The following is a 21,157-nucleotide window of genomic DNA, read 5'->3' on the forward strand; positions in this document are numbered from 1 at the left end:
GATTGGAGGCAATACTTTGCTTTGAATGACACTCACCAGAACTTCTCAGTTCCCTTCAACTGCGATCGCTCCATCACAGTGCGATCGCTTTTATGCAACCATACCAGAGAGGATTCGAGTAGTTGAGCCGCATGAAATACAACTGGATAAAAATTCTGCGTTGGTTTGCGATTGGAGTTCTGATTACTTTAGCAATCTGGCTGCTCAACAAATTTGGGATTGAGCAAGTTCGAGAACAGGTGGATCGGGTTGGCATCTGGGCACCCGCAATCGTGTTCGGGCTGCGCTTTACCAGTATCATCGTGCCAGTGCTTCCAGGTACGGCTTACGCGATTTTAGCCGGAGGTTTGTTTGGGTTCGCTCAAGGATTGCTAGTGGTTGCGTTGGCAGATTTAGCCTCCTGTACGTTCAATTTCTATATTGCTCGTCGCTATGGACGGAGTTTAGTAGAGCGATTTGTCGGTCAGCAATTTATGGAAAAAGTCGATCGCCTCGCTCAACAACATTTAGAAGGCAACTTTTTCCTAATGACGGGTCTTTTGATGACCGGACTATTTGATTTCGTCGCTTATGCCGCCGGAATGACTACAATGCGTTGGCAAAGCTATTTCTTAGCGCTCATTGTCAGCATTCTGATTGCCAAACCGCTTTGGGTAGCGGCTGGTGCTGGAATCTTTGAAGGTAGTCAGTTACTATTAGGCTTTGCAATCCTCGGAGCATTGGGCATCGGCATTGTGACTGCTATTGTTCAACGCCAGGGGTCACAATGATCGGCTAGGTGCTGAATGGCGGTGATACGATAAAAGCGATCGCCTGCGGCACACTATGCGATCGCGCTTGATTAAATATGCATCGAACTTTCATCCCTGGCATTGCTCCACCGGAAGTACAATCTCAACCCGCTTGGTGGTTTGCATTTGCGGGCAATAAGTTGCTAGTTCGCGTTGAAGGAACGGTGAGCTATATTCCCAATCTAATCAGCCTAACTGAGATTGGCTTAATGCCCGTGAGATCGCAATTTCTCGGCACCTTGGACGATAGACCTTGTTACTCGGCGGAACTACCCAAAGATGCAGTGATAGCCGATGGCCTGAGATTGCAGGGACTGCGCGAATTGTACGGCACCTTAGACGAAGACTTGTATGCACTCAGCAGTCGTGCCATTCAGATTATGGAATGGGATCGCACCCATCAGTATTGCGGACAATGTGCGACTCCGACAACCCAATTAACCAACGAACGTGCCAAGCGTTGTCCTAAGTGTGGATTAGTTAATTATCCTCGCCTGTCGCCTGCGGTGATTGTACTCATCTCGCGTGGTGAAGAGATATTGTTAGCTCGCGCTTCTCGGTTTCCCGCAGGAATGTACGGTTTGATCGCTGGATTTGTCGAACCGGGAGAATCACTTGAAGAAACAATCGTGCGCGAAGTCCGAGAGGAAGTTGGCATAGAAGTCAAGGATATTCGCTATTTTGGTTCGCAACCTTGGCCTTTTCCAAACTCGCTGATGATTGGATTCACAGCTACCTATGCCAGTGGTGACATTATCATCGATCCGCAAGAATTGGAGGATGCTGCCTGGTTTAGTAAAGACAGTCTACCGCTGATTCCCCCTAAACTGAGCATCGCTCGAAAACTTCTCGACTGGTTTGTTTCTACTCCCTAAGCGATTCGGATGATATTGCGATCGCAAGCCATACATCTGTAGGGACATTGCCATGTCCCTACAGAACGTTAGAACCACAAGATATTCCACCCAACTGAGAACCGCTATAAAAGAAGCGATCGCTCTCACTGTTCATCCTCTACATCCAGAGTGCGCGATTTGTTTAGCAGCAGCGCTTGCGCTATTGGATTTAACAAACATCAAGATGTTGAAATAAGTTCAGCAATAATATCTTCCGACATAAATTGCTTGAAATCTAAAATCTCAATCAGCACTAACTTTTCATTATTTGAGTAGTGAAGAATTACTCGTCCTTCATCCTCTGCATAGGCGATCGCATCATCTGATAGCTCAATCAGAAGTGCATCAACATCTTTGCTGTATTTAACTGTTTTCATAACGGCTCCTTCTGCCTGGATAAAGTGTAATCACTAGAATGAATGCCTCGTATTCTCGGTAGACAACCCGTAGCACTAGATTCTCATTCAACTGTTTTTGTGCTGTGATTTTTTCTCCTTCTCCCGCTTCTCGTTTATCAGGAAACTGAATGGTTTGAAGTATAAACTCCTGATCAATGGCAATTCCTCGTTCACTTAAGAGGTCAATTTTTAACAGGGCATGGTCACTGAACCGGATTTCCTTTGACATAGTTCTAACCCGAGAACTCAACTCCTAATGCGACAATTTGTTGGTTCATCCAGGCACTTGCAGTGGCTTCCTCTGTCTCAATTGCCCGTTCCACTCCAGTTTTAGCAATTTATAGCAACAAAGCGATCGCTCTCACCGTTCATTCTCCACATCCAGAGTGCGCGATCGCTATTGGCAAAAATCAAGACATTGAAATAAGTTTAGCAATAATATTTTCAGGGGCTTACTTCTACGGACTCAAACTCAATTTTGTCATATATATCTGCCAGCGATATTTGAAAAGAAAAGGAGTTTAGAGATACTATTTCATTGGCATCGTCATACTCAGTAAATGTCCAGCGTTTTTGCTCGGTTTTGAAGTATTGCTCAATGTGCATAGTGTATTGGTCAGAAATGTTGAATGCTGATACAAAACTTTACATAGTTAGTTGCAATAAGTCTAAAAAGCCTAAATTAGTCAACAGAACATCATCTCCTCAAACCAATGGACATAACTGATTTTTTGACACATACAACATTGTAAATAGCGGAATTTATCTAATAGTGTATGACCCCATTGTTCGGGAATACATAAAAGCTGTAAAATCAGATAAGCTATCAAACTAATGTAAATTTGTATAGTAATACCATTGACGTTTTTAGTAATTAATTTGTCAAGTTTTAAGTGCATTTTTAAAAACTTCCATAATAATTCAACTCCCCAACGTAATCGATAAATATCCCTAATGTCATCATCACTAACTGCTGCATCCCCTGCTGCTGGTAAATTAGTTACTAAACGGAATTCACTTCGGGTTTCCAGATCACAAAAACTAATCACTCTATATGCTTGAGCATTGTTAGATGCACCAATTTTCACTAATTCATTTGACTCGTGAAATTCTAACTTCCAATTGTTTTTTATCCGCAAAACAAAGTATTTTTTTTCTTGTACTAAGTCTTGAATGAATTTTAATCCCGCAAATCCCCTATCCATTATGCCAACAGCATTTGTTGGTAAGCTAGACATCATTTTTGCACCAAAATTATAATCATGCTTATACCCAAAATTGATGAAGTTATCTCCAAGACTCCCTGTAGATAAATTCAGAGAACTAAAAAGTTTAACCTGATTATGACCCAGAAACCACAACAATTTACTTGTTAAAGTAATAACCGTTGAATCAATTGGACAAATAGCATATTCACCATGTATTTTTTTATGGGGTTTCTTCTGCACTAACTTATTCAATTTCTGATAAATTTCTTGAAAAGGTTTCTGGCTCCGATGAGAACTCGCCTTAGAAAATGTAGAAATATCTACTTCAAACCCTGTATTGTTTAATCTTTTAAATAAATCCCGCATACTCGTTAAGCTGTTATCCAGGGCATAAGATAGCCAACACTCAAAGAACAGACGACTGTTTAACACTGGATAATCATTTTTTGGTAGTCCTCTCAGGACACCTTTGACAACCTTCGGAAATGAATTTATAATCATTATCAACAGATATACTTAGATTTATAGCCCAAAATATAACAGATTTTGGGCTATTTTTATCGAGGCTTTCTTAACATTCAACATTTCTGTGTATTGGTCAATTAAGAGATATTCTTGAAAACTGGTAATGGTACGATAGGCGGTAAATTTTGCGTCTTTGTCATAGCTTCTAGTAGATGCTGACAACACTTCAGCAATCATCAAGGGGTTAGTAATGGTGTCTCGCCGTCCTTCTTGTAATTGCAATTCACCCTGAACTACCATGACATCAGGATAAGTATAGATGCGTTTTCTAGGAATCCAGAGACGCTGATCGGTGACGAATACTCGATAAGGTTGACGCTTGAGTGCAAAATTCAACGCACCACTCAGGTTAAGCGCAATTTGATTGTGATTGGGGGTTCCGCCAGTCATTAGGGCAACTTCACCATTAATATATTCATGCCGTTCTTCTGAGCTAACCTCAAACTCAAGGTATTCTTCATCTGTGTAAACTTTTTTATCTTCAGCTTGCATAATCATTGTTTCTAAGTTTGAGAATTACACTATTGGGATAAGCCTTCTGTCTAAGTCGGTAAATAAATTATGACAAACTGAATGTTTGGTTATTGTCCCAGTTTCAATCTTGAGCGATCGCTCTCACTGTTCATCCTCCACATCCAGAGCGTGCGATCGCTCTCTCCGCCCCACTCCTGATAAACTATGGAGCGGCTTACTCAGATGCACTTTGAATGATTCTCATCATCCGCGATCGCGCTACAAAGGCGCAAATTGATGGAATGCGGTCGGCTCATCGTTTCTACATTAAACTAGCAGTAGATATCGAGCATGGAATTCTTGCAGGTGGTGGGGAGCTTCATGCAGATTGTGAAGCGGTGTTGCTGGAAGATGGGAGCAGGCAGGAAAATATATGGGGAGCGAGTTGGAACCCATTGACGCAGGAAGTGTTCTATGAATCGCTGATTAATATCCGTCCTCGTCAAAATAATCGCTCGATGGAGATTCTTGACCCAGCAATTCGAGAGCAAGTTGCCCAAATTACTCAGGAGTTATTAGAAGGCGTATGAAAGACTGGACGACAAAGCGAGAGCATTATTTGCATGAATCTGTACCCACTCGCTTAGGAGAACTCGCTGCAAACTTAGCTCGAATTCGGTCATTTTCTAATAATGACCTGAACCGCGATGCAGTTGCCCATTTGATAGAGGAAAGCAAGTTTTTCATCGAGTGGACAGCAATCGATTCTGGAATAGACATTGCAGCAGAGTTAGTTGAGTTACAAGTGCAATTAGCTCGTTGGCAACTAAATTGGTCAAACATTTGGGCAGACAATTCACAACGAACGAAGGTTGCCCAACAAGCGAAAGTTTGGTCAGACCATATATTAGAAATGTCAGGATTGCTGTCTGAGCCAGTGACATTATGGCATCAAAGTAGCTAGACTCTAAACATTCATTTAGCGATGATGGGTTTCGTTCCTCAACCCATCCTACGGCTGAAGAGGGTAACGTCATCTCAAGTTGAAGGGACTTGCAGTAGGTAGTTTAGGAGTTAGTTACTAACATTACTAATGAAGGTGAAATGCCACAAAAATATATTTTTGAAACCAATGAGATAAGAGCAACTGGATATTACGAAAATGGTAGAAATGGAGAATTTATTGTCGAAAAAGGTTCAACAGCAGTTGGCGACATGAGGCTAGGTAATTCATTTATTGAACGCCCTGAAAATGAAGGAAGGCGTTATTTAAGGCAGAAATTAATACAAGAAGGAAAACTAAGAAGTAATGGTGATTTTTTAATTTTCACAGAAGATGTTCCATTTAACTCTCCTTCCCAAGCTGCAACAATAATTGCTGGTAGTAATCAAAATGGGTTGAAAGTATTTGGAATTACGTAATTATTCTGTAATTACTCTTACAGCCGACCACCTGCAATGCCCGAAGCAAAATGGCTGAACTCAGGCGTTATTTGCTCAGCGTAATAGGGGTTATCGGTGAGGTTTAGTGCAATCACCCATCGCCGTAGTAAGGCGTCTAGGTTAAAATGTTGAGTTCATAAAATTAGCAGAATCAAAATATACCAAGCTTAGAGGCATTGATCTACCCAACAAATTAGGCTGGATGTGTTACTACAATAGTACACTTTTGAGGTTGTTTGACTGCACGTAAATATCGGTGCGATATCCTCTTTCCAATAGCCATCTGTAATGTCAAGCGATCGCATCATCAAAGAAACTTGCGCGATCGCATCCTTGCTAAGTTTTCGCTGCACATAGAAGCGCGATCGCTACCTAGTCATACTTTGAGTTTACGCAGTTGCAGCAGTTTGCTCTTCAGGGAGAAACGCAAGAACAATTTGCTCCCTTGGAATGCCTGCGGCGATTAAGTCTTTGGTGATTCCCTGTTCCATTCCGTCATATTCCACCCAAACCTTACCCTCACTCAGAGTCACATAAATCAAATTCCCCCTAACTCGTCGTCCTCTATCCCAACCCACCTGCATCAGCGCATAGCGGTTTTGCGTGTCGTCAAATACCGTGTCGAGCCGAATATCACCGTGAGAAGGTTTGAATTGAGCGTATCGTTGAATTACTTGCTTTACAATGTCCCGTTCTTGAGTGGTGGTATCCATTGCTTCACCTCTTGCGCCGCTACATCTACAATAAGCAATTTCATCGGTAACTCACGCCTCACCAACTCACCAATCGGTTCGCTGAAAATCCCGTCAAAAGTTGTGTCTGCAATAGCAAGATACAATTCACGATCTGGATCGACCTGTTCAAGTAGAAGTCGATAAAGAACGTATTGACCAATCGCTTGCTCCAAATCAGCAATTGCCGAATTGCCTCGAAATTCCTTGATTTCAACTGCAATTCGACTACTCCCGCGTCTCGCACCAATAAAGCGTCCTGCAATACCGCTGACGGCATCTAATCTTGCTGCTAAGTCGATAAACAGAAATCGCTCACCATAGGATATGACATAGGGATCATCCGTGATTTCCCAACCCTCTTTGATGAGAGCTTGCCTAATGATGTTATGGATCGCATCTCGTTGAGGCATGACTTAATAGGCCATAAGCCGCATGACTAGCCTATAGTACGCTATGCGAAGCGACTTTTCAGCGCAACGCGATCGCATCCTTGCTAAGTTTTCGCTGCACGTAGAAGCGCGATCGCATCCTCAAACAAACGCAAGCTATCGCTCTTCGTGGAAGATTTTCTGTCTTATCTTACGCTCACTTTACTCTTGAATACTGTCTCACTTAACGAACCCCTATCCGGGTATTGGTGGATTACTTCAACTTGGTACTTGCCAGGGGTAAGCTTGTTAAGAGTAGCTTCATAGCGGAAATTGCCGACCATGAGTATACATCCACCAGTCTCAGGTGGACGGATGGTAACGCGCATCGTCACCTTATTGCCTTTGCGTTCCGCCGCACCGCTGAGTTTCTGGCAAGGAGTTGATGTTGATAGGTCTGTACGAACCGTAATATTTCCCGTACCACCTCTTGCACTCACCAAAGGACGTTTTAACTGTTGTCCAGGCGTACCCGGTTGAACCATGAAACGAAACCAGTCTGCTTGAGAAGGCGTGTTCTTTGAGGACACATTCAAGGGATTAGACGCCAAAATAGAAGCGAATACACTGGCGAGTAGCAGAGTCTTCATGGTTGGTTGCTATTAATAAAAGGAAAAAAGATTGGAGCGTGCCATGCTTTAACCTGTATGACACTCAGCACGACTTCTCAGTTCCCTTCAACAGCGATCGCCTCCATCTCCAGCCAAAGCGATCGCAACCTCAAATAAACTTGCGCGAGCTGACAAGTCAGCGCTTCGCGATCACATCCTTGCTAAATTTTCGCTGCACGTAGAAGCACGATCGCTCATACTAGAATACAGAATGTCAAGTGAGAGCAGCACACTATGTCATCAGCAGCGATCGCTACAGTAGTAAAGATGATGGAGTTTTTACCTGTTGATGTACAGGAGCAAGTTGCAGAGCATCTTCGGGAGTATATTGACGACTTACAAGATGAAATTCGATGGAATGAATCGTTCCAGAGAACACAACAAAGCCTTATTGCTGCTGCAAAACGTGCCAAACAGGAGATTGCTGAAGGGCAAGCTACTGTGATGGACTACGACCAACTATGAAGTCGGCAGCCCTTCCCTCCTGTTGGGTTGAATATCGGCAGTTAAGTAATGATCTCAGGCAGAGTGCCAGGAAAGCTTATCGTCTGTGGGCAAAGAATCCATTTCACCCATCTTTGCATTTCAAGTGCATCAATAGCCAAGAGGATATTTGGTCTGTTAGAGTGAAGCGAGGTTATCGGGCGCTTGGAGTATTAGAAGGCGATACAGTTACATGGTTCTGGATCGGTAGCCACGACGATTATGAGCGGTTCTTCTCGTAAGTTGTATCAGGTCAATATTCGCCTATGCGAACTGACGAGTCAGCGTAACGCGATCGCATCCTTGCGAAATTTTGGCTGCACGTAGAAGTGCGATCGCCTGTCGTTATAGTTTGAGTTTAAGCAGTTGCGATAATGTTGCTCCAACTATAATTGGACAAAAGGCTCTCAGGTAAAGACATGACTACAGTCGCTATCTTGCCAGTATCTGATGCCAATGGCGAGAGGCTCTATCGAGCGATCGCAGGTGATAAGCAATCAACAGGTAAAACCGCAGGTGAAGCGCTCGATGCGTTAACTGCTCAGTTAGAAGGTAGCGAATTGGGTACATTACTGCTTATCCAGAGTTTTCGTCCTGACTGGTTTTTTAGTGCTGGGGAGCAACAGCGTTTATCAGAGTTGATGAGTTTGTGGCGAACAGCTCGCGATGAAGGACAGGTGCTACCTCCAGAACAACAAGCAGAGTTAGATAGACTGGTTGAAGCTGAATTGAAAGCAGCCACAGCCCGAACAGCAGCTTTGGTGCAACAACTGAGTCAATGAACCCTTTCTATACTCTAGTCGCTGACCGCGCTGCTCATCGATGTGAATATTGTCATACTCCAGAGCTAGTTTTCAACTTCCCGTTTGAAGTCGAACATATTGTGCCTCTTTACCGAGGCGGCGCTGATGCCGAATTCAATCTGGCTCTTGCTTGTCGCTCCTGCAATCTTCGTAAAGGAACTCGCATCAGTGGAATCGATCCTGAATCCGATACGGAAGTTCGTCTGTTTAACCCAAGGCAAGACCAATGGGACGACAATTTCCAAGTAGACAGCGATTCTGGAACGCTTGTGGGAAAAACACCCATTGGAAGAGTAACAATTGCTTGTTTAGAGATGAATAGCCAAGCACAAGTAACGGCGCGGCAGCTATGGATTCGTCTAAGTTTATTTCCTTAACAATACCTATATCGTCATGGGCGATAAGCCGAATGACTAGCTTATAGTATGCTATGCGAACTGACGAGTCAGCGCAACGCGATCGCATATTAACCCTAAGAATCGCTTGAGAAATGTACTCCCAACTTTCCCATAGAGAAAACACATTCAAATAGTTGTGGGGCAGCAATTATAAATAATCGCTGCCCCACACAGAGTATTAACTATTTCTTGCGTTACTTACGCAGGAAGCAATACTGTATCAATGATGTGGATGACACCATTATCAGCAGCAACATCGGCTGTTGCAACTGTTGCATCATTCACCTTGACGCCACCATTGGAAGCATCAATTTTCACATCTGAACCCTGAACTGTAGTAGCTGACTTTAGCTTAGCTACGTCAGCTGCCATCACTTTGCCGGAAACCACATGATAGGTCAGGATTTGCTTAAGCTTCGGAATATCTTGAAGCAAGGAATCTACTGTACCTGCGGGAAGTTTAGCGAAAGCTTCATCAGTAGGCGCAAACACAGTGAAGGGACCAGCGCCTTGTAGTGTATCAACCAAACCAGCAGCTTTGACGGCAGCAACTAGGGTGTTAAATGAACCAGCCTGAACGGCGGTATCTACGATATTAGCCAAGTTTTTTACCTAGTTTTTTGTCTCTTGTTAACAACTATAAAGGGTATTCTAATAAATTGTCTGTACCTTTAGGCATACACTCACTTTGTTGGGCGGGGGCCGCAGAAATACTGGATATCCTTTATACTAATAAAGCTATAGGTTTAATTTAGGTTAAGTGGAGTTTATGCAAAAGTTATAAGATAAACTTCGATTTTATTTAAGAAGGTTACTTAGCATTTTTATAACAATAACTACTGGAATAGTATACATTACTGCAAATACAGCCGAGGCAACGCTTTCTCATATTTTTAATATAAATTCATGTAGTTTTATCCTAATCTTGTAGATTAACCTGCTTAGCTGAATTTGGCAAATGCGGAGTAGTGGAAACCTGAATCGCTGCTTCAGGGAAAGCAGATTTTCTGTTCTGTAATGGTAAGTGCAATTGGGCAAAGCCCAGCGCCTGTCTGAAGAGATGCCAAAAGCTGCTCAAGCGATCGCACTCTTCTCAGATGAAGTCTAGATCGTTGCTTGCACTAAAGGACTATCAAAGATTTCCGTACCCATAGAAAAGCACCGCAAGGTAAATTGCGGTGCTTTTCCTTCACTTAGCCTTATTTATCAGATGCAAGAAGCTCTGATACGGCTGCGTGTGCCAACACAACACCAGGTTCCCGCTGGAAAGCGTTGTAGTATTTCCTGGCAAACCCATTGCCTACCTCTGAGGGAGTTAGCAGCGTGCGAGCATATCCAATCAAATTCTGGACATCCTCCAGCGATACGGGTTCATCAGCTTGGAGCATTTCATCAATCTGCACAACCAGCTCAGAAATGCGATGCAGCCAAGCAAATTGTTCATGCTCAATGACGAGTTGAAGAAGTTCCGTGTTCGAGACTCGTCCGCGCACCTGTTCGTAAGTGATGCGTTCTGTGTCAAGCAACATCCGGTGGAGGTGCAGCAATTTATTCCGCAGATCGCGCAGATATTGATGTTGATGTATTCGTTGTAAAAGTGTGTTAGAAGTCAATTGAACCCATCCTCCCATTACGATAATCTTCAATCGCTTGAACAATTTCTGCTTCGGTATTCATCACGAATGGCCCGTAGCGGACAACTGGCTCGTTTAGCGGGACGCCAGCAATGAGCAGCACATCCAATGGCGATCGCGCATTTGATGGATTTGAAATTGCTACTTCCTCACCATCTTGTGCAAACAACACCATCTGTCCATCTCCTGCACGTTCCTTGTCTGCACCAAACAAACCTTCTCCATCTAGCACGTATGTAAAGGCATTGTATTCTTTTGGCACAGGCTGAACCACTGTTCCGCCTGGTTGGAGGGTGAAGTGCAGGTACATTATCGGAGTCTGCGTTGCGATCGCTGACTTCACTCCCAGCGCTTCTCCAGCGATCGCTTTTACCGTTACCAAGCCATCATCAGTCTGAGCCGTGGGAATTTGCTCCGCCGAGATTTCCTGATAACGAGGCTTCATCATCTTGTCCCGCCGAGGCAGATTGACCCAAAGTTGCAGTCCGTGAAGCCGTCCGCCAGTCCGAGCAAATTCTCGCTCTGGCATTTCCGAATGCACAACACCCGCTCCTGCTGTCATCCACTGCACATCACCGGAACCCAACTGTCCTGCATGACCCTGTGAATCTTTGTGTTCCAAGCGCCCCTCAAGGACATAGGAAACCGTCTCAAAGCCTCGATGGGGATGATCCGGCGCTCCTTTTGCTTGACCCGGCTCAATATCAACCGGCCCTAATTCATCAAGGAGGAGGAAGGGGTCGAAGTGGGAAAAGGCGCTTTTGGGGAATGGGCGACGCACAAGCATCCCTTCACCCTCCAGGGTTTCGACACTGTTAATGATGCCTGCAACCGTTCGCATCGTTCGTATTTGAGTCGTCATCAACTGTCTCCTTGATGCCTTAGTTTTCAGTTTAATAAGAACCCTGGCGAAGAATATGCGGATAACCAGCACTTGCAGAGTATGAAAGTCTATCTAAATTGGGTCATAAACCCCGGACGGCAAGAAGCTGATGCCTTTAGGTTCTTTGTCGGAGCACATCATTCATTTCGTTTACTTTGATTGCTCCTATATGTGATTACTCATATATTAGCATAAGATCATAAGTAAGCAATAGAGCTTCCACTACTTCATTCTTCGGAAAACCGTCTATGTCTCTGGCACACGCAATTCTGGGTTTACTTCAGCAACAAGAGAGGACGGGTTATGACCTGAAAACAGGCTGCTTCGATGGATGTATTGCTCACTTGTGGCCCGCAGACCAAGCACAAATCTACAGAACCCTCGATAAACTGGTTGAGCAAGGTTGGATTACCTGTACTGTAGAAATTCAGAGCGATCGCCCCAATCGCAAAGTTTACAGTTTGACAGAGGCAGGACTAGCTGAGTTAATCCGGTGGCTTCAATGTCCTCAGCCTTTGGCAACGGTAAGAGAACCGTTACTTATTCAAATGTATTTCGCCGGACAGCTATCAAATGATGCGATTATTCATCTGCTAGAAGAGCAGCTAGCTGCACGTCGCGAAAAGCTGGCTGAGTGTGAGAATATTGATTTACCAACTCTGGGCGACGAAGCTGCTAGTCGCGAACAGATTATGCAACGCCTGGTGCTGGAGCTGGTAATGGGAAGAGAACAAACTTATATTGATTCGCTCAAGAGTGCCATTGATGTAATTCGTCAGCAGTGAACTTTTTAATGTAACGTGAGTTCGGGATAAGGAAAGGACGAGCAGGTAGGCTGAAAGTGTTGAAGTTCCAAGCCACCTATACTCGTCCCATGCTTAGTCTAGAAGACCTCTTCTGCTCCGTCGATGATTTCTGCCAACAGTTTGAACCGATCTGGCAAAACCAGTTGCTTTGTAATGGAGTATTGCACCGCAATCGGCGACGCAGCTTGTGCTTAAGCGAAATGATGAGCATCCTGATTGCCTTCCATCAATCCTCCTATCGCAATTTCAAAGCCTACTACACCGAAAAGGTGCAAGCCCAGTGGCACTCAGCTTTTCCAGGGTTAGTTAGTTATGGACGGTTCGCCCTTGTGTATACCCAGCACCCTGTTACCGTTGTGTGCCTACTTGCACTCTTGTTTTGGCAGATGTAGCGGCATTAGTTTTCTCGATTCCACCAGCCTCAAAGTCTGCCATAACCGTCGCATCAACCAACACAAAGTATTCAAGAACTTGGCAGCACGAGGCAAAACCTCGGTAGATTGGTTCTTTGGGTTTAAGGTACACCTGCTGGTTAATGACAAAGGCGAGTTGCACGGGCTTCACCTTCACCCCAGGGAATATTGACGACCGCACTCCTATGCCTAAACTGTTGCAACAGCTATTTGGTAAGGTGTTTGCTGACAAGGGCTATGTTTCTCAGAAGTTGGCTCATGTATTGTTGGAAACTACAGGTGTGCAACTGATCACGAAGCTACGGCGCAACATGAAGAATCGCTTGATGGCGTTGAGCGACCGCCTCATGCTCCGTAAACGGGCGATCATCGAGACGGTGATTGACCAGCTCAAAAACATTTCTCAGATTGAGCATTCTCGTCACCGTTCCCCGGTCAACTGCCTGGTCAACGTGGTCTGTGGCTTAATTGCTTATTGTCACCAACCGAAGAAAGCGTCCATTGCGCTTGACCATAATTTCCTCCCCTCCGCTTAACCCGAACTCACGTTGACTAAGCTCAAGCGCAACATGAAACAGCGATTGATGTCGCTCAATGACCGTCTGATGCTCACAAAGCGCTCGATTATTGAAAGTATCATCGACCGGTTGAAAAACATTTCTCAAATCGAGCATTCTTGGCATCGTTCTCCGGTCAATTGTTTTGTCAACATTTTGGCTGGAGGGAATTGCCTACTGCCATCAGCCAAAGAAACCGTCGATCGCAATTGACTACAATCTCTTGGTTCCAGCTTAACCCGAACTCACGTTAATTAGAATCGTCATAATTTCACTCAAACTCAAACTAAGTGGTCGATTGCGAAAGTGCAAGCCAAATCCCAAAAGCTGCTGCTTCCATTGCGGCTCAAAGGTTTTGCACAAATCATCTACAAAGCAGAACAGTTCTTCTAGACTAAGCATGAGGGCAAACAGGGCATGAAGTTTTTGCATTTTCAGCCTATCGGGTTTGCCCCTTTCTTGTCTCAATCCTTATCCCGAACTCACGTTAAAGTAAGAGGAAATCGTCATGCTGACCTGGGATAAAGCGCTACATCTGGTACTTCCCTTCAGTCAGCAAAGAAGGCTATCACCGCATCTTTTGGCAGTTCCGCCGAGTAACAAGGTTTATCGTCCAGGGTGCCGAGAAATTGCGATCGCACAGGTATCAAGCCAATCTCTCCCAAACTGATAAGATTGGGAATTGTGCTGAGTGTCCCTTCTAGTCGAACCAACAGCTTATTGCCGACAAATGCGAACCACCACGCAGGTTCAGATTGTACTGGAGGTGGAGCGATGCCGGGGATGAAGGTTCGATACCTATTCAGTAGAGTGTGATCGCACGTATCCACCTAGCGTGCGGTAGGCAGCCGCCTTCATCGTATCATTGCGATCGGAACATCATTTCCCTTAGCAACGGAACATGGCGTTGCTATATCGCCGCGCATATCCTGGCATCATGATGAATTATTGTTGTTTAAAGCAGGGGGAACTTAAATAATGCGATGTGTAATTAGTAGTCGTGCGGGGCAAGTTTTGGCAAGGGGTCGCCTGATTCTTCACAAGAGTGATGATGGCGAATTGCGATTGAATTTGGAAACCGAGGGAGGGAGGTTGCTTGAGGGTGGAATCATTGATCCGGATGGAGATATGGCATCAGCTAGTGAAGTGTTATTTCGTGAGTTCTTTGAAGTTTGGGGTATGAGCGATTTGACGTTGAATGTAACAGTCAGATAAGCGATCGCTCACAGACAACTTCCTTAAGTTCTTGCTCTAGACGTGGGACTACTTCAACAGATGCGTATGTCTGAATTTTAGTATGAGCGATCGCACTGATGCCCACGTGGAACGAAAATTTAGCACGGATGCGATCGCTCTGTTTGCTTGAGGATGCGATCGCTCACAGATAACTTGCAATTATGCTTGCTCTTTGAGTTCTTTCTAGCGTTTATTAGTGAGAATCATTCAAAGTCCATCTGCGTAAGCCGCTCCATAGTTTATCAGGGGCGGGGTGCAGGGATCGGCTCTCCAGATTGAAACTTGTGACCTTCAACGATGAGAGCGACTTTGTGTTTTTAAAGCTTGATAAATAGATAAAGCAGCAAGCCCCTCCAATGCTGCAATATTGCCAGTACGAGTGGTGCAAACCCACACGCAGCTAAACTCTAAAATAAGGTTTCCCACAATAATTATTAGTGCAGCAGTCAATACTTGCTTTGTGAAATGCTTAGGTACAACAAAAAGCCCCAGCAAAATTAAGCCAGTGATCATAGACCCGGTAAAGCCTTGCTGCCACTCTACAAACTCCCGAAATTGTAACGTCTGCGGGAGCGCGATCGCTTTAACTGGCATAAATATCGCTAAAATCAACTTTGCCGACCCCACCCCAAGAATCCAGCCATTAGCGGTCGATAAACGTTGTTGGGGGTTAGGTATCAACCCCGGTAAATCCCGCCCATCCAAACTCAGGTGTAGGTATGGCTGAAACCCCATTCCCAATATTTTGAAACTTGGAATCTGCTTAATCTTTAACCGCGAACCGTTCTTTAGAACAAATTCATGTGCTTTTCTAAGTTTAGCTCTGGGAATCCTGCCAATTTCCTCACCATCTAAGCGAATTACAATCTCTCGACTAAAAAATCCCCAGGAAATTGCCAAGCGTGGGGGTTCGCCTTCTTCCAAAGCATAGAATTCTTGCTGATCGAACATAACAAGGCTAATAAATATTCCTAGTTTTTGATTTTAACTGCGGGGAAGATAGATTGATGCGATCGCACTTGCAACGCCAACCAATTTTCCAGTTATTAGCACAGCGTAACTCACAGAAAGATTAAACCGCTCACTTTAAGATACCCGACTTCTTCGAGAAGTCGGGTATCTCGTTTACATCAAATGAATCAACGCCTCAACAAGTATCTGATTTTGCTCATCAGTACCGACAGTAATGCGAAGCTTATCCTCTAAACCAGGCTGCTTGAAGTAGCGCACCAAAATTCCCCGTTCCTTTAGCGCCAGATAAATTTGCTCTGCATTGCCTTTGGGGGGTTGTGTCAAAAAGAAATTAGCTTGAGAATCCCACAACCGGAATCCCAATTGCTTGAGAGCCACCCCTAGAGTTGTCCGCGATCGCTTCACCTTTTCGGCACACTCATTTTTATAAGCTTGATCGCGCATCGCCGCCGCGCCAACAAAACAAGCGATCGCGTCAATGTTGTAGCTATCTTTAACCTTAAATAAGCCACTCAAAAGCTTTGGATTTGCAATCCCAAAACCCAGCCGCAACCCTGCCAGAGAATAACCTTTAGATAACGTGCGGATTACAATAACATTCTCAAATTCCTTCACCAAGGGCAACGCCGTTTCGCAAGCAAAATCAACGTAAGCCTCATCAACAACTAAAACGCCAGACAACCTCGCCGCCAACTGTCGAATCTCGTCAATGCGAACAATATGCCCTGATGGACTATTGGGCGTTGCAATAAACGTCACCGCACCGTTTACCGCCACCAATTCTTCAATTGGCAAACGATAATCTTCCCCATAGGGAATTTCGACACGCTCCGCAGGCTGGATATCCGTCAATGTCCGATACAGTACATAAGTCGGCATCGGATAGACGACCTTGCGCCCCAACTCCGCACAAGCACGCACCACAACATTCAGCAATTCATCGCTGCCATTGCTAACAATAATCCACTCAAGCGGAACCTCCAACGCACTAGCGATCGCAAGGCGAAACTCGTTGGCGTAAGGATCTGGGTAACGTCGCAGCCATTCACTATCCAGGTTTCGCAGAACTGCGATCGCATCTGGTGAAGGCGGATAGGGATTTTCGTTGGTGTTCAGTTTGATGATATTTGTCCCAGGCTTGGGCTGTTCGCCGGGAACATAGCCAGTCATCGCCTCAACACTGGGGCGGAAGTAGGTAGTCATGGACTGTGTTGCGTCTAGAAAAAATGAATTATTGGAAGCAGAAACCAGCTAACACAAGCGGTAAGACTATAAAGGCAAACACAATCAGAACAACGGTTCCCTCATCAATGTCGATAGTATTCTTCTGGCGATCGCGCATCTGGCACCTTCTATAAAATCTGCATATTTATTCAGGCTAGGGGATTTTGGTTCCTTTCTCCAAGCCCCATCAGATTGATAATTACTGGCCGCATAACAAGACCTTTGGAAGCTTTATTAATCAACCTTTTGGGGAATCACCCAGAACAAGATAGCAATCTTTATAAATTGCTCTTTGCAAACTCCTCGCACCAGCAATACAATCGGCTGTAGGGTGAGATGTTGCTGAAAGACTCTGTAATTAAGCTCTCATTCCCAAGATTCTGATTTAGAGACGCTGGCGCAAACACCCTCATGCTTCAACCAGAACAAGTAATTCACAATCGTTACCAACTCAAGCAAAAACTAGGACAAACTGCTGGGCGACAAACCTGGCTGGCAGAGGATATATCTGTACCAAATGCTGAACCTGTCGTAGTGAAGTTATTGGCGTTTGGCGATGAGGTGCAATGGGACGACGTGAAATTATTTGAGCGGGAAGCGCAGGTACTCCGACAACTAGCTCATCCCCAAATTCCCAAATACCGGGATTCGTTCTCAGTTGACGATCGCCTGCTCTGGTTTGGGCTAGTGCAAGATTACATCCCCGGTTCCTCCCTCAAGCAATTGCTGGCTCAAGGCAAACGCTATACGGAACAACAGGTACGCCAGATTGCGGCTGACATCCTCCATGTACTGACTTATCTACATGAACTCAGCCCACCCGTCCTGCACCGCGATATTAAGCCCAGTAACTTGATCTGCGGCGAAGGCGATCGCATCTATCTGGTTGATTTTGGTGCGGTACAAGACCGAGCAGCAAGGGAAGGAGCCACTTTTACGGTCGTTGGTACTTACGGCTATGCGCCAATCGAACAGTTTAGCGGACGGGCGGTGGCTGCTTCTGACTTATATGCTTTGGGTGCGACGCTGATCCACTTGCTAACTGGCATTTCTCCATCTGAGTTGCCTCAGAAAGACCTCCGCATTCAGTTTGCCGATCGGGTAAGTCTGACTCCCCGCTTTGTGCAGTGGATTGACAAGCTTGCCGAACCTGATGTAGCAAAACGGTTTCAGACTGCTCGACAGGCGTTAGAGGCATTGCGTGCTGATAGCCGCATTTCCTCAGATGATAAGTCAGCGGCGCGATCGCGTTCTACTTCCCAACACAGCGAACTTGAACCATCTAAGGAGCGATCGCTAACACCTCCATACAATAGCCAAATTGAATTGAATCAAACTGCTGATGAACTGTTGATTACGATTCCTGGCGCAAGCCTCTGGAATCTTTTAATGTTAATTCCGATTGCGATCGCTCTGATTGCCTTTGTCCCAATTGTGACATATTCTATTGCGGTAATCCCTATTGAATTTAGATATATTCTCTTTTTTCTCCTAATTGTTATCACCATTAGCGGAAGCGTTTCTTGGGAATTCTTGCCAACCTTTGTACAGTTTAATCGATCACAGTTCTCCATCTACCAACACCGTTTCGGCTTCACTAGGATGAGGATACGCGGTTCAACGGCGGACATTGAAGATGTGTTCCACACGATGAAAACGGTTCGGAATGGAAAAGAGAAAAGGGTAGTCACGATCCAGACCAACCGTAGAGAATATTTCTTACCTGAAGGAATGAGTAGGGATGAATGTAGCTGGTTAGCTAATGCGATCCAATACTGGCTGGATTTACGCTAATGCTGTTCAGTTAGCGCGATCGCATTCATAGAGGTGAAGGATGAATGGTAGGAGGGAGTGCAGTTGCAAGTTGGTTACATTTGTGCGCCAGGGAACTTCATTTTGAGCATCCGCAATTTGCACAACCCCCTACCTTTACGAGCAAAGATGCCGTTTTGACGACATTACTTTTTGAGTGCCTTTTTCACCAAGTCTGGAATTTGAGAAGGACTGTCTGCTATGGGGATTTTGGCTTGCTTAAAAGCGGCAATTTGGCGCTCTTCGGGGGTTAGTTCAGATGCTAGTCCATCTCGCTGAGAGGCGAACATCATTTCCCGATGCCGAAGACTAATAGCATTCGCGTGACCTATTAGTTTCTTTTGAGATTTACGACCTGCAAGGTAAGCAACTACTGGTTTGTCAAGTTCCTCAACAATGTATTTAGCAGCCGTTTCTTCACAGGGTACACCGATATGATTGACTAAAACAATTGCCTTAGTGTTTTTATCCGCAGCCAAAATTTGCAACCACTGGACAACCGAAGATCCAACAATTGGATCGCTGCCAATACTAACAGCAACCGACTGACCAAGACTTGCTTGTGTCAATTCCCAAGCAACTTCGTAGGCCAGAGTTCCGGTGCGACCAATGATACCGATGTTACCGGGGGTATAAAATTTACTTTCGTGAGTGCCTAGTAAAATTTTCCCTGGAACAATGATGCCTGAAGAGCCGGAACCCAGGACGAGGGTTTTGGTAGCTTCTGCCTTTCTCAGCAGTTTTACCATGTCCAGGGGAGGGATACCACCAGTGATGAGAATAATTTGTCGGATGCCAGAAGCGATCGCTTCTAGTGCTGCATCTAACACCTGATAAGCTGGTACAAAAATAATGCTAGTGTCAATCGCACCGACTTCCACGATTGCCTGTTCTACCAGGTCAAAAACTGGTATGCCGTGCAACAGCTGCCCACCATGTCCGGCGCTCGTTCCGGCGACTATATTTGTACCATAGGATTTCATCCGAGCGGCGTAGATTGAACCTTGTTCTTCCGAGATGCCCTGTACCAGGATTTTATTGTCTGGCGTTACATTCATGTTTTAGCAGTGGACTTTGCTAGAGAGACGGCTTGAGCGATCGCATCCTCCAGGTTATCGATCCAGTTTACAGGCATTGAGGCGAAATGCTCGCTTGAATAATCAATTTCTCCCCCAAGCAGGCGGACGATAAACTGGGGAAGACTTTTTTGATCGTATCTGCGATCGCTTCCACGGGGGCGAAAGCGGCGAGTTGCCTGCGAGGGAACTTCTGGAATATCGTTAACTTTTCGTTGCAGGTAGTTGACAATTGATGAAGCTACTTCTTCATTAACTGCGGCACTACCGACAATATTCACCAGTAAAACTTTGATATTCTTATTTTGAACAAAGCGCTCCAACTCTTGTTCAAGCTTTTCGCCGCGAGATGCTGCACTTAAATCTCCACTTGCCTCTTCACTCACACTCAGGCATAAACGAGGCGAACCGCCAGCGCGAGTTACTAAATCGGCCATTGCGATCGCTAAATCGCTACCATTGCAGAGAATCCCAATGTTGCCGTCTCGATTTACCCAGTTGAGACTTGATTGAGAAGTATTATTGTAAGTTTCTAGCGGCGTTTCTTTAGTCATCTCTGACTCTGGCATTTCTGCTGCCAGCATTGCCAGATCCGGGTGACGGTTGAAAGCAGCATCGTTAACAGTAATTTTGCCATCCAGCGCCATCACTTCACCTGTGGCACTAACACCCAGAGGATTGATTTCCAATCCATCCAAGTCTTTTTGGACAAACAGCTGGTACATTTTTTCTAAAATGCAGCTGACCGATCCGATAAGATTACCTTTGAGTCCCATTTTCACCGCGAGACGGCGGGCATAGAAAGGGGAAAATTCCTCCTCGACTATAACTTGCTGCATTTGCTCCATCACTGCTTCCACATTCATTCCTCCCTGAGAGGAACCTAACAGCACTGGGCGACGAGCGTTATAGTCTAGTGTTACTGCCAGATAGAATTCACGGGTGACATCATATTTTGCTTCTGCCAGCAATACTTGGGGATACTCACCCAGAATTGGCAGATTAAAAATTGCTTGAGCAGCTGCGATCGCATCTATGGTATTTTCTGCAAATCGCACACCCCCAACTCTACCCCGTCCACCAGCACGCACTTGAGATTTTAGGACGACCGGATAGGGAATCTGTAACCTTTTCAAATCTCTCGTATGGTCGATGCGTTGCGAGGGCAAAACTGGAATGCCCATTTCGCGAAATAATTCTTTAGCTTGGTATTCTAATAAATCCATAAGTTGGGGATTGAGGATTGGGAATTGGGGATTAGGGATTGGGGATTGGGAATTGGGAAATTGGGAATTGGGAAATTGGGAATTGGAAGGAATCTTACCCAGTCCCTTGTCTCCAATACCTAGTCCCCAGCCCCCAGTCCCCAATCC

At 45.1% G+C, this 21,157-nt stretch carries 32 protein-coding genes and 3 pseudogenes; 17 read left to right on the forward strand and 18 right to left on the reverse strand.

What is annotated here, in order from left to right; translation table 11 throughout:
* Positions 1 to 131: 131 nt before the first annotated feature.
* The 3 genes from NDI42_RS14445 to NDI42_RS14455 all read left to right on the forward strand — a co-directional run bounded on the left by NDI42_RS14445 (position 132) and on the right by NDI42_RS14455 (position 1,883).
* Positions 132 to 770 (forward strand): TVP38/TMEM64 family protein, encoded by a 639-nt coding sequence (locus tag NDI42_RS14445; RefSeq protein WP_190450944.1) that lies wholly within the window; start codon positions 132 to 134, stop codon positions 768 to 770.
* Between the two features lie 77 nt (positions 771 to 847).
* Positions 848 to 1,666 carry an NAD(+) diphosphatase gene (nudC, locus tag NDI42_RS14450; protein WP_190450946.1) on the forward strand — a complete coding sequence of 273 codons (819 nt, stop codon included), beginning with the start codon at positions 848 to 850 and terminating at the stop codon, positions 1,664 to 1,666.
* Positions 1,667 to 1,718: 52 nt separating this feature from the next.
* On the forward strand, positions 1,719 to 1,883 hold the full coding sequence (locus tag NDI42_RS14455) for a hypothetical protein (protein ID WP_190450948.1): 165 nt from the start codon (positions 1,719 to 1,721) through the stop codon (positions 1,881 to 1,883).
* Here the strand turns inward: NDI42_RS14455 and NDI42_RS14460 are convergent.
* Together NDI42_RS14460 and NDI42_RS14465 are read right to left on the reverse strand one after the other, a co-directional pair.
* Positions 1,867 to 2,064 carry a DUF2283 domain-containing protein gene (locus NDI42_RS14460; RefSeq protein WP_190444774.1) on the reverse strand — a complete coding sequence of 66 codons (198 nt, stop codon included), beginning with the start codon at positions 2,062 to 2,064 and terminating at the stop codon, positions 1,867 to 1,869. The genes NDI42_RS14455 and NDI42_RS14460 overlap by 17 nt on opposite strands.
* Positions 2,051 to 2,314, reverse strand: coding sequence for a DUF4258 domain-containing protein (locus NDI42_RS14465; RefSeq protein WP_190450950.1), 264 nt, complete (start codon positions 2,312 to 2,314; stop codon positions 2,051 to 2,053). The genes NDI42_RS14460 and NDI42_RS14465 overlap by 14 nt, the downstream gene beginning before the upstream one ends.
* Positions 2,315 to 2,376: 62 nt before the next feature.
* On the opposite strand from NDI42_RS14465, the gene NDI42_RS14470 reads away from it, so the two are divergent.
* Positions 2,377 to 2,610 (forward strand): hypothetical protein, encoded by a 234-nt coding sequence (locus tag NDI42_RS14470; RefSeq protein WP_190450951.1) that lies wholly within the window; start codon positions 2,377 to 2,379, stop codon positions 2,608 to 2,610.
* Positions 2,611 to 2,771: 161 nt separating this feature from the next.
* Here NDI42_RS14470 and NDI42_RS14475 read toward each other — a convergent pair whose 3' ends face one another.
* Complete coding sequence (locus NDI42_RS14475) at positions 2,772 to 3,794, reverse strand: IS4 family transposase (RefSeq protein WP_190450952.1); 1,023 nt, start codon at positions 3,792 to 3,794, stop codon at positions 2,772 to 2,774.
* A gap of 21 nt (positions 3,795 to 3,815) precedes the next feature.
* Positions 3,816 to 4,316 carry a Uma2 family endonuclease gene (locus tag NDI42_RS14480; protein WP_199310921.1) on the reverse strand — a complete coding sequence of 167 codons (501 nt, stop codon included), beginning with the start codon at positions 4,314 to 4,316 and terminating at the stop codon, positions 3,816 to 3,818.
* Between the two features lie 209 nt (positions 4,317 to 4,525).
* On the opposite strand from NDI42_RS14480, the gene NDI42_RS14485 reads away from it, so the two are divergent.
* The 3 genes from NDI42_RS14485 to NDI42_RS14495 all read left to right on the forward strand — a co-directional run bounded on the left by NDI42_RS14485 (position 4,526) and on the right by NDI42_RS14495 (position 5,693).
* Positions 4,526 to 4,861 carry a DUF5674 family protein gene (locus NDI42_RS14485; protein ID WP_190450953.1) on the forward strand — a complete coding sequence of 112 codons (336 nt, stop codon included), beginning with the start codon at positions 4,526 to 4,528 and terminating at the stop codon, positions 4,859 to 4,861.
* Positions 4,858 to 5,235, forward strand: a complete 378-nt coding sequence (locus tag NDI42_RS14490; protein WP_190450954.1) for a hypothetical protein — start codon at positions 4,858 to 4,860, stop codon at positions 5,233 to 5,235. Before NDI42_RS14485 ends, NDI42_RS14490 begins: the two co-directional genes overlap by 4 nt.
* Positions 5,236 to 5,375: 140 nt before the next feature.
* On the forward strand, positions 5,376 to 5,693 hold the full coding sequence (locus NDI42_RS14495) for a DUF4357 domain-containing protein (RefSeq protein ID WP_190450955.1): 318 nt from the start codon (positions 5,376 to 5,378) through the stop codon (positions 5,691 to 5,693).
* A 188-nt stretch (positions 5,694 to 5,881) separates the two neighbouring features.
* Here the strand turns inward: NDI42_RS14495 and NDI42_RS14500 are convergent, their stop codons facing one another.
* From NDI42_RS14500 to NDI42_RS14515, 4 genes are all read right to left on the reverse strand, one after another.
* On the reverse strand, positions 5,882 to 6,067 hold the full coding sequence (locus NDI42_RS14500; protein ID WP_190450957.1) for a hypothetical protein: 186 nt from the start codon (positions 6,065 to 6,067) through the stop codon (positions 5,882 to 5,884).
* A gap of 36 nt (positions 6,068 to 6,103) precedes the next feature.
* Positions 6,104 to 6,427 carry a XisI protein gene (locus NDI42_RS14505; RefSeq protein WP_190450959.1) on the reverse strand — a complete coding sequence of 108 codons (324 nt, stop codon included), beginning with the start codon at positions 6,425 to 6,427 and terminating at the stop codon, positions 6,104 to 6,106.
* Positions 6,394 to 6,858 carry a XisH family protein gene (locus NDI42_RS14510; RefSeq protein ID WP_190450961.1) on the reverse strand — a complete coding sequence of 155 codons (465 nt, stop codon included), beginning with the start codon at positions 6,856 to 6,858 and terminating at the stop codon, positions 6,394 to 6,396. Before NDI42_RS14510 ends, NDI42_RS14505 begins: the two co-directional genes overlap by 34 nt.
* A gap of 164 nt (positions 6,859 to 7,022) precedes the next feature.
* Positions 7,023 to 7,466 (reverse strand): hypothetical protein, encoded by a 444-nt coding sequence (locus NDI42_RS14515; protein WP_190450963.1) that lies wholly within the window; start codon positions 7,464 to 7,466, stop codon positions 7,023 to 7,025.
* 38 nt (positions 7,467 to 7,504) lie between these two features.
* Between NDI42_RS14515 and NDI42_RS14520 the strand changes: the two genes are divergently transcribed.
* From NDI42_RS14520 to NDI42_RS14540, 5 genes are all read left to right on the forward strand, one after another.
* Positions 7,505 to 7,669 (forward strand): hypothetical protein, encoded by a 165-nt coding sequence (locus tag NDI42_RS14520; protein WP_190450965.1) that lies wholly within the window; start codon positions 7,505 to 7,507, stop codon positions 7,667 to 7,669.
* A 52-nt stretch (positions 7,670 to 7,721) separates the two neighbouring features.
* The gene (locus NDI42_RS14525; RefSeq protein ID WP_190450967.1) at positions 7,722 to 7,952 is read left to right on the forward strand and encodes a hypothetical protein; all 231 of its coding nucleotides are present in this window, start codon (positions 7,722 to 7,724) and stop codon (positions 7,950 to 7,952) included.
* Entirely contained in the window at positions 7,949 to 8,212 is a 264-nt protein-coding gene (locus tag NDI42_RS14530) for a ParE family toxin-like protein (RefSeq protein WP_348231417.1), read from the forward strand. Before NDI42_RS14525 ends, NDI42_RS14530 begins: the two co-directional genes overlap by 4 nt.
* Before the next feature lie 177 nt (positions 8,213 to 8,389).
* Positions 8,390 to 8,752: a hypothetical protein gene (locus tag NDI42_RS14535; RefSeq protein ID WP_190450968.1), complete on the forward strand. Its 363-nt coding sequence runs from the start codon at positions 8,390 to 8,392 to the stop codon at positions 8,750 to 8,752.
* Positions 8,749 to 9,150, forward strand: coding sequence for an HNH endonuclease (locus NDI42_RS14540; RefSeq protein ID WP_190450971.1), 402 nt, complete (start codon positions 8,749 to 8,751; stop codon positions 9,148 to 9,150). The genes NDI42_RS14535 and NDI42_RS14540 overlap by 4 nt, the downstream gene beginning before the upstream one ends.
* A gap of 219 nt (positions 9,151 to 9,369) precedes the next feature.
* Here the strand turns inward: NDI42_RS14540 and NDI42_RS14545 are convergent, their stop codons facing one another.
* From NDI42_RS14545 to NDI42_RS14555, 3 genes are all read right to left on the reverse strand, one after another.
* Positions 9,370 to 9,774, reverse strand: a complete 405-nt coding sequence (locus tag NDI42_RS14545; RefSeq protein ID WP_190450973.1) for a fasciclin domain-containing protein — start codon at positions 9,772 to 9,774, stop codon at positions 9,370 to 9,372.
* Positions 9,775 to 10,370: 596 nt separating this feature from the next.
* Complete coding sequence (locus NDI42_RS14550; RefSeq protein WP_199301606.1) at positions 10,371 to 10,784, reverse strand: hypothetical protein; 414 nt, start codon at positions 10,782 to 10,784, stop codon at positions 10,371 to 10,373.
* Positions 10,774 to 11,667, reverse strand: coding sequence for a pirin family protein (locus tag NDI42_RS14555; RefSeq protein ID WP_190450974.1), 894 nt, complete (start codon positions 11,665 to 11,667; stop codon positions 10,774 to 10,776). The genes NDI42_RS14550 and NDI42_RS14555 overlap by 11 nt, the downstream gene beginning before the upstream one ends.
* A 269-nt stretch (positions 11,668 to 11,936) precedes the next feature.
* Here NDI42_RS14555 and NDI42_RS14560 point away from each other — a divergent pair, with 269 nt between their 5' ends.
* From NDI42_RS14560 to NDI42_RS14570, 3 genes and pseudogenes are all read left to right on the forward strand, one after another.
* Complete coding sequence (locus NDI42_RS14560; RefSeq protein ID WP_190450975.1) at positions 11,937 to 12,473, forward strand: PadR family transcriptional regulator; 537 nt, start codon at positions 11,937 to 11,939, stop codon at positions 12,471 to 12,473.
* A gap of 89 nt (positions 12,474 to 12,562) precedes the next feature.
* A pseudogene (locus tag NDI42_RS14565) lies at positions 12,563 to 13,443 on the forward strand (IS982 family transposase).
* Between the two features lie 12 nt (positions 13,444 to 13,455).
* Positions 13,456 to 13,702: pseudogene (locus NDI42_RS14570) on the forward strand (transposase); the annotation flags it as partial.
* Positions 13,703 to 13,716: 14 nt separating this feature from the next.
* Here NDI42_RS14570 and NDI42_RS14575 read toward each other — a convergent pair.
* Positions 13,717 to 13,866, reverse strand: a pseudogene (locus tag NDI42_RS14575) (IS982 family transposase); the annotation flags it as partial.
* A gap of 146 nt (positions 13,867 to 14,012) precedes the next feature.
* Complete coding sequence (locus NDI42_RS14580; protein ID WP_199310923.1) at positions 14,013 to 14,294, reverse strand: hypothetical protein; 282 nt, start codon at positions 14,292 to 14,294, stop codon at positions 14,013 to 14,015.
* A gap of 148 nt (positions 14,295 to 14,442) precedes the next feature.
* On the opposite strand from NDI42_RS14580, the gene NDI42_RS14585 reads away from it, so the two are divergent.
* Complete coding sequence (locus NDI42_RS14585) at positions 14,443 to 14,679, forward strand: hypothetical protein (RefSeq protein WP_190450977.1); 237 nt, start codon at positions 14,443 to 14,445, stop codon at positions 14,677 to 14,679.
* A 48-nt stretch (positions 14,680 to 14,727) separates the two neighbouring features.
* Here the strand turns inward: NDI42_RS14585 and NDI42_RS14590 are convergent, their stop codons facing one another.
* The 3 genes from NDI42_RS14590 to hisC all read right to left on the reverse strand — a co-directional run bounded on the left by NDI42_RS14590 (position 14,728) and on the right by hisC (position 16,875).
* Positions 14,728 to 14,859 carry a hypothetical protein gene (locus tag NDI42_RS14590; RefSeq protein ID WP_277876787.1) on the reverse strand — a complete coding sequence of 44 codons (132 nt, stop codon included), beginning with the start codon at positions 14,857 to 14,859 and terminating at the stop codon, positions 14,728 to 14,730.
* A gap of 132 nt (positions 14,860 to 14,991) precedes the next feature.
* A complete protein-coding gene (locus tag NDI42_RS14595) occupies positions 14,992 to 15,651 on the reverse strand; it encodes a hypothetical protein (RefSeq protein WP_190450978.1) in 660 nt (219 codons plus the stop codon).
* 174 nt (positions 15,652 to 15,825) lie between these two features.
* On the reverse strand, positions 15,826 to 16,875 hold the full coding sequence (gene hisC, locus NDI42_RS14600; RefSeq protein WP_190450979.1) for a histidinol-phosphate transaminase: 1,050 nt from the start codon (positions 16,873 to 16,875) through the stop codon (positions 15,826 to 15,828).
* A 432-nt stretch (positions 16,876 to 17,307) separates the two neighbouring features.
* Between hisC and NDI42_RS14605 the strand changes: the two genes are divergently transcribed.
* Complete coding sequence (locus tag NDI42_RS14605; RefSeq protein WP_190450981.1) at positions 17,308 to 18,690, forward strand: serine/threonine protein kinase; 1,383 nt, start codon at positions 17,308 to 17,310, stop codon at positions 18,688 to 18,690.
* Between the two features lie 164 nt (positions 18,691 to 18,854).
* Here the strand turns inward: NDI42_RS14605 and NDI42_RS14610 are convergent, their stop codons facing one another.
* Positions 18,855 to 19,766, reverse strand: coding sequence for a succinate--CoA ligase subunit alpha (locus NDI42_RS14610; protein WP_190450983.1), 912 nt, complete (start codon positions 19,764 to 19,766; stop codon positions 18,855 to 18,857).
* Complete coding sequence (locus tag NDI42_RS14615) at positions 19,763 to 21,010, reverse strand: ATP-grasp domain-containing protein (protein WP_190451012.1); 1,248 nt, start codon at positions 21,008 to 21,010, stop codon at positions 19,763 to 19,765. Before NDI42_RS14615 ends, NDI42_RS14610 begins: the two co-directional genes overlap by 4 nt.
* Positions 21,011 to 21,157: the final 147 nt, after the last annotated feature.

Origin of the sequence: Funiculus sociatus GB2-C1 (genome assembly GCF_039962115.1) — a bacterium.
In the GTDB taxonomy this organism is placed as follows: domain Bacteria; phylum Cyanobacteriota; class Cyanobacteriia; order Cyanobacteriales; family FACHB-T130; genus Funiculus; species Funiculus sociatus.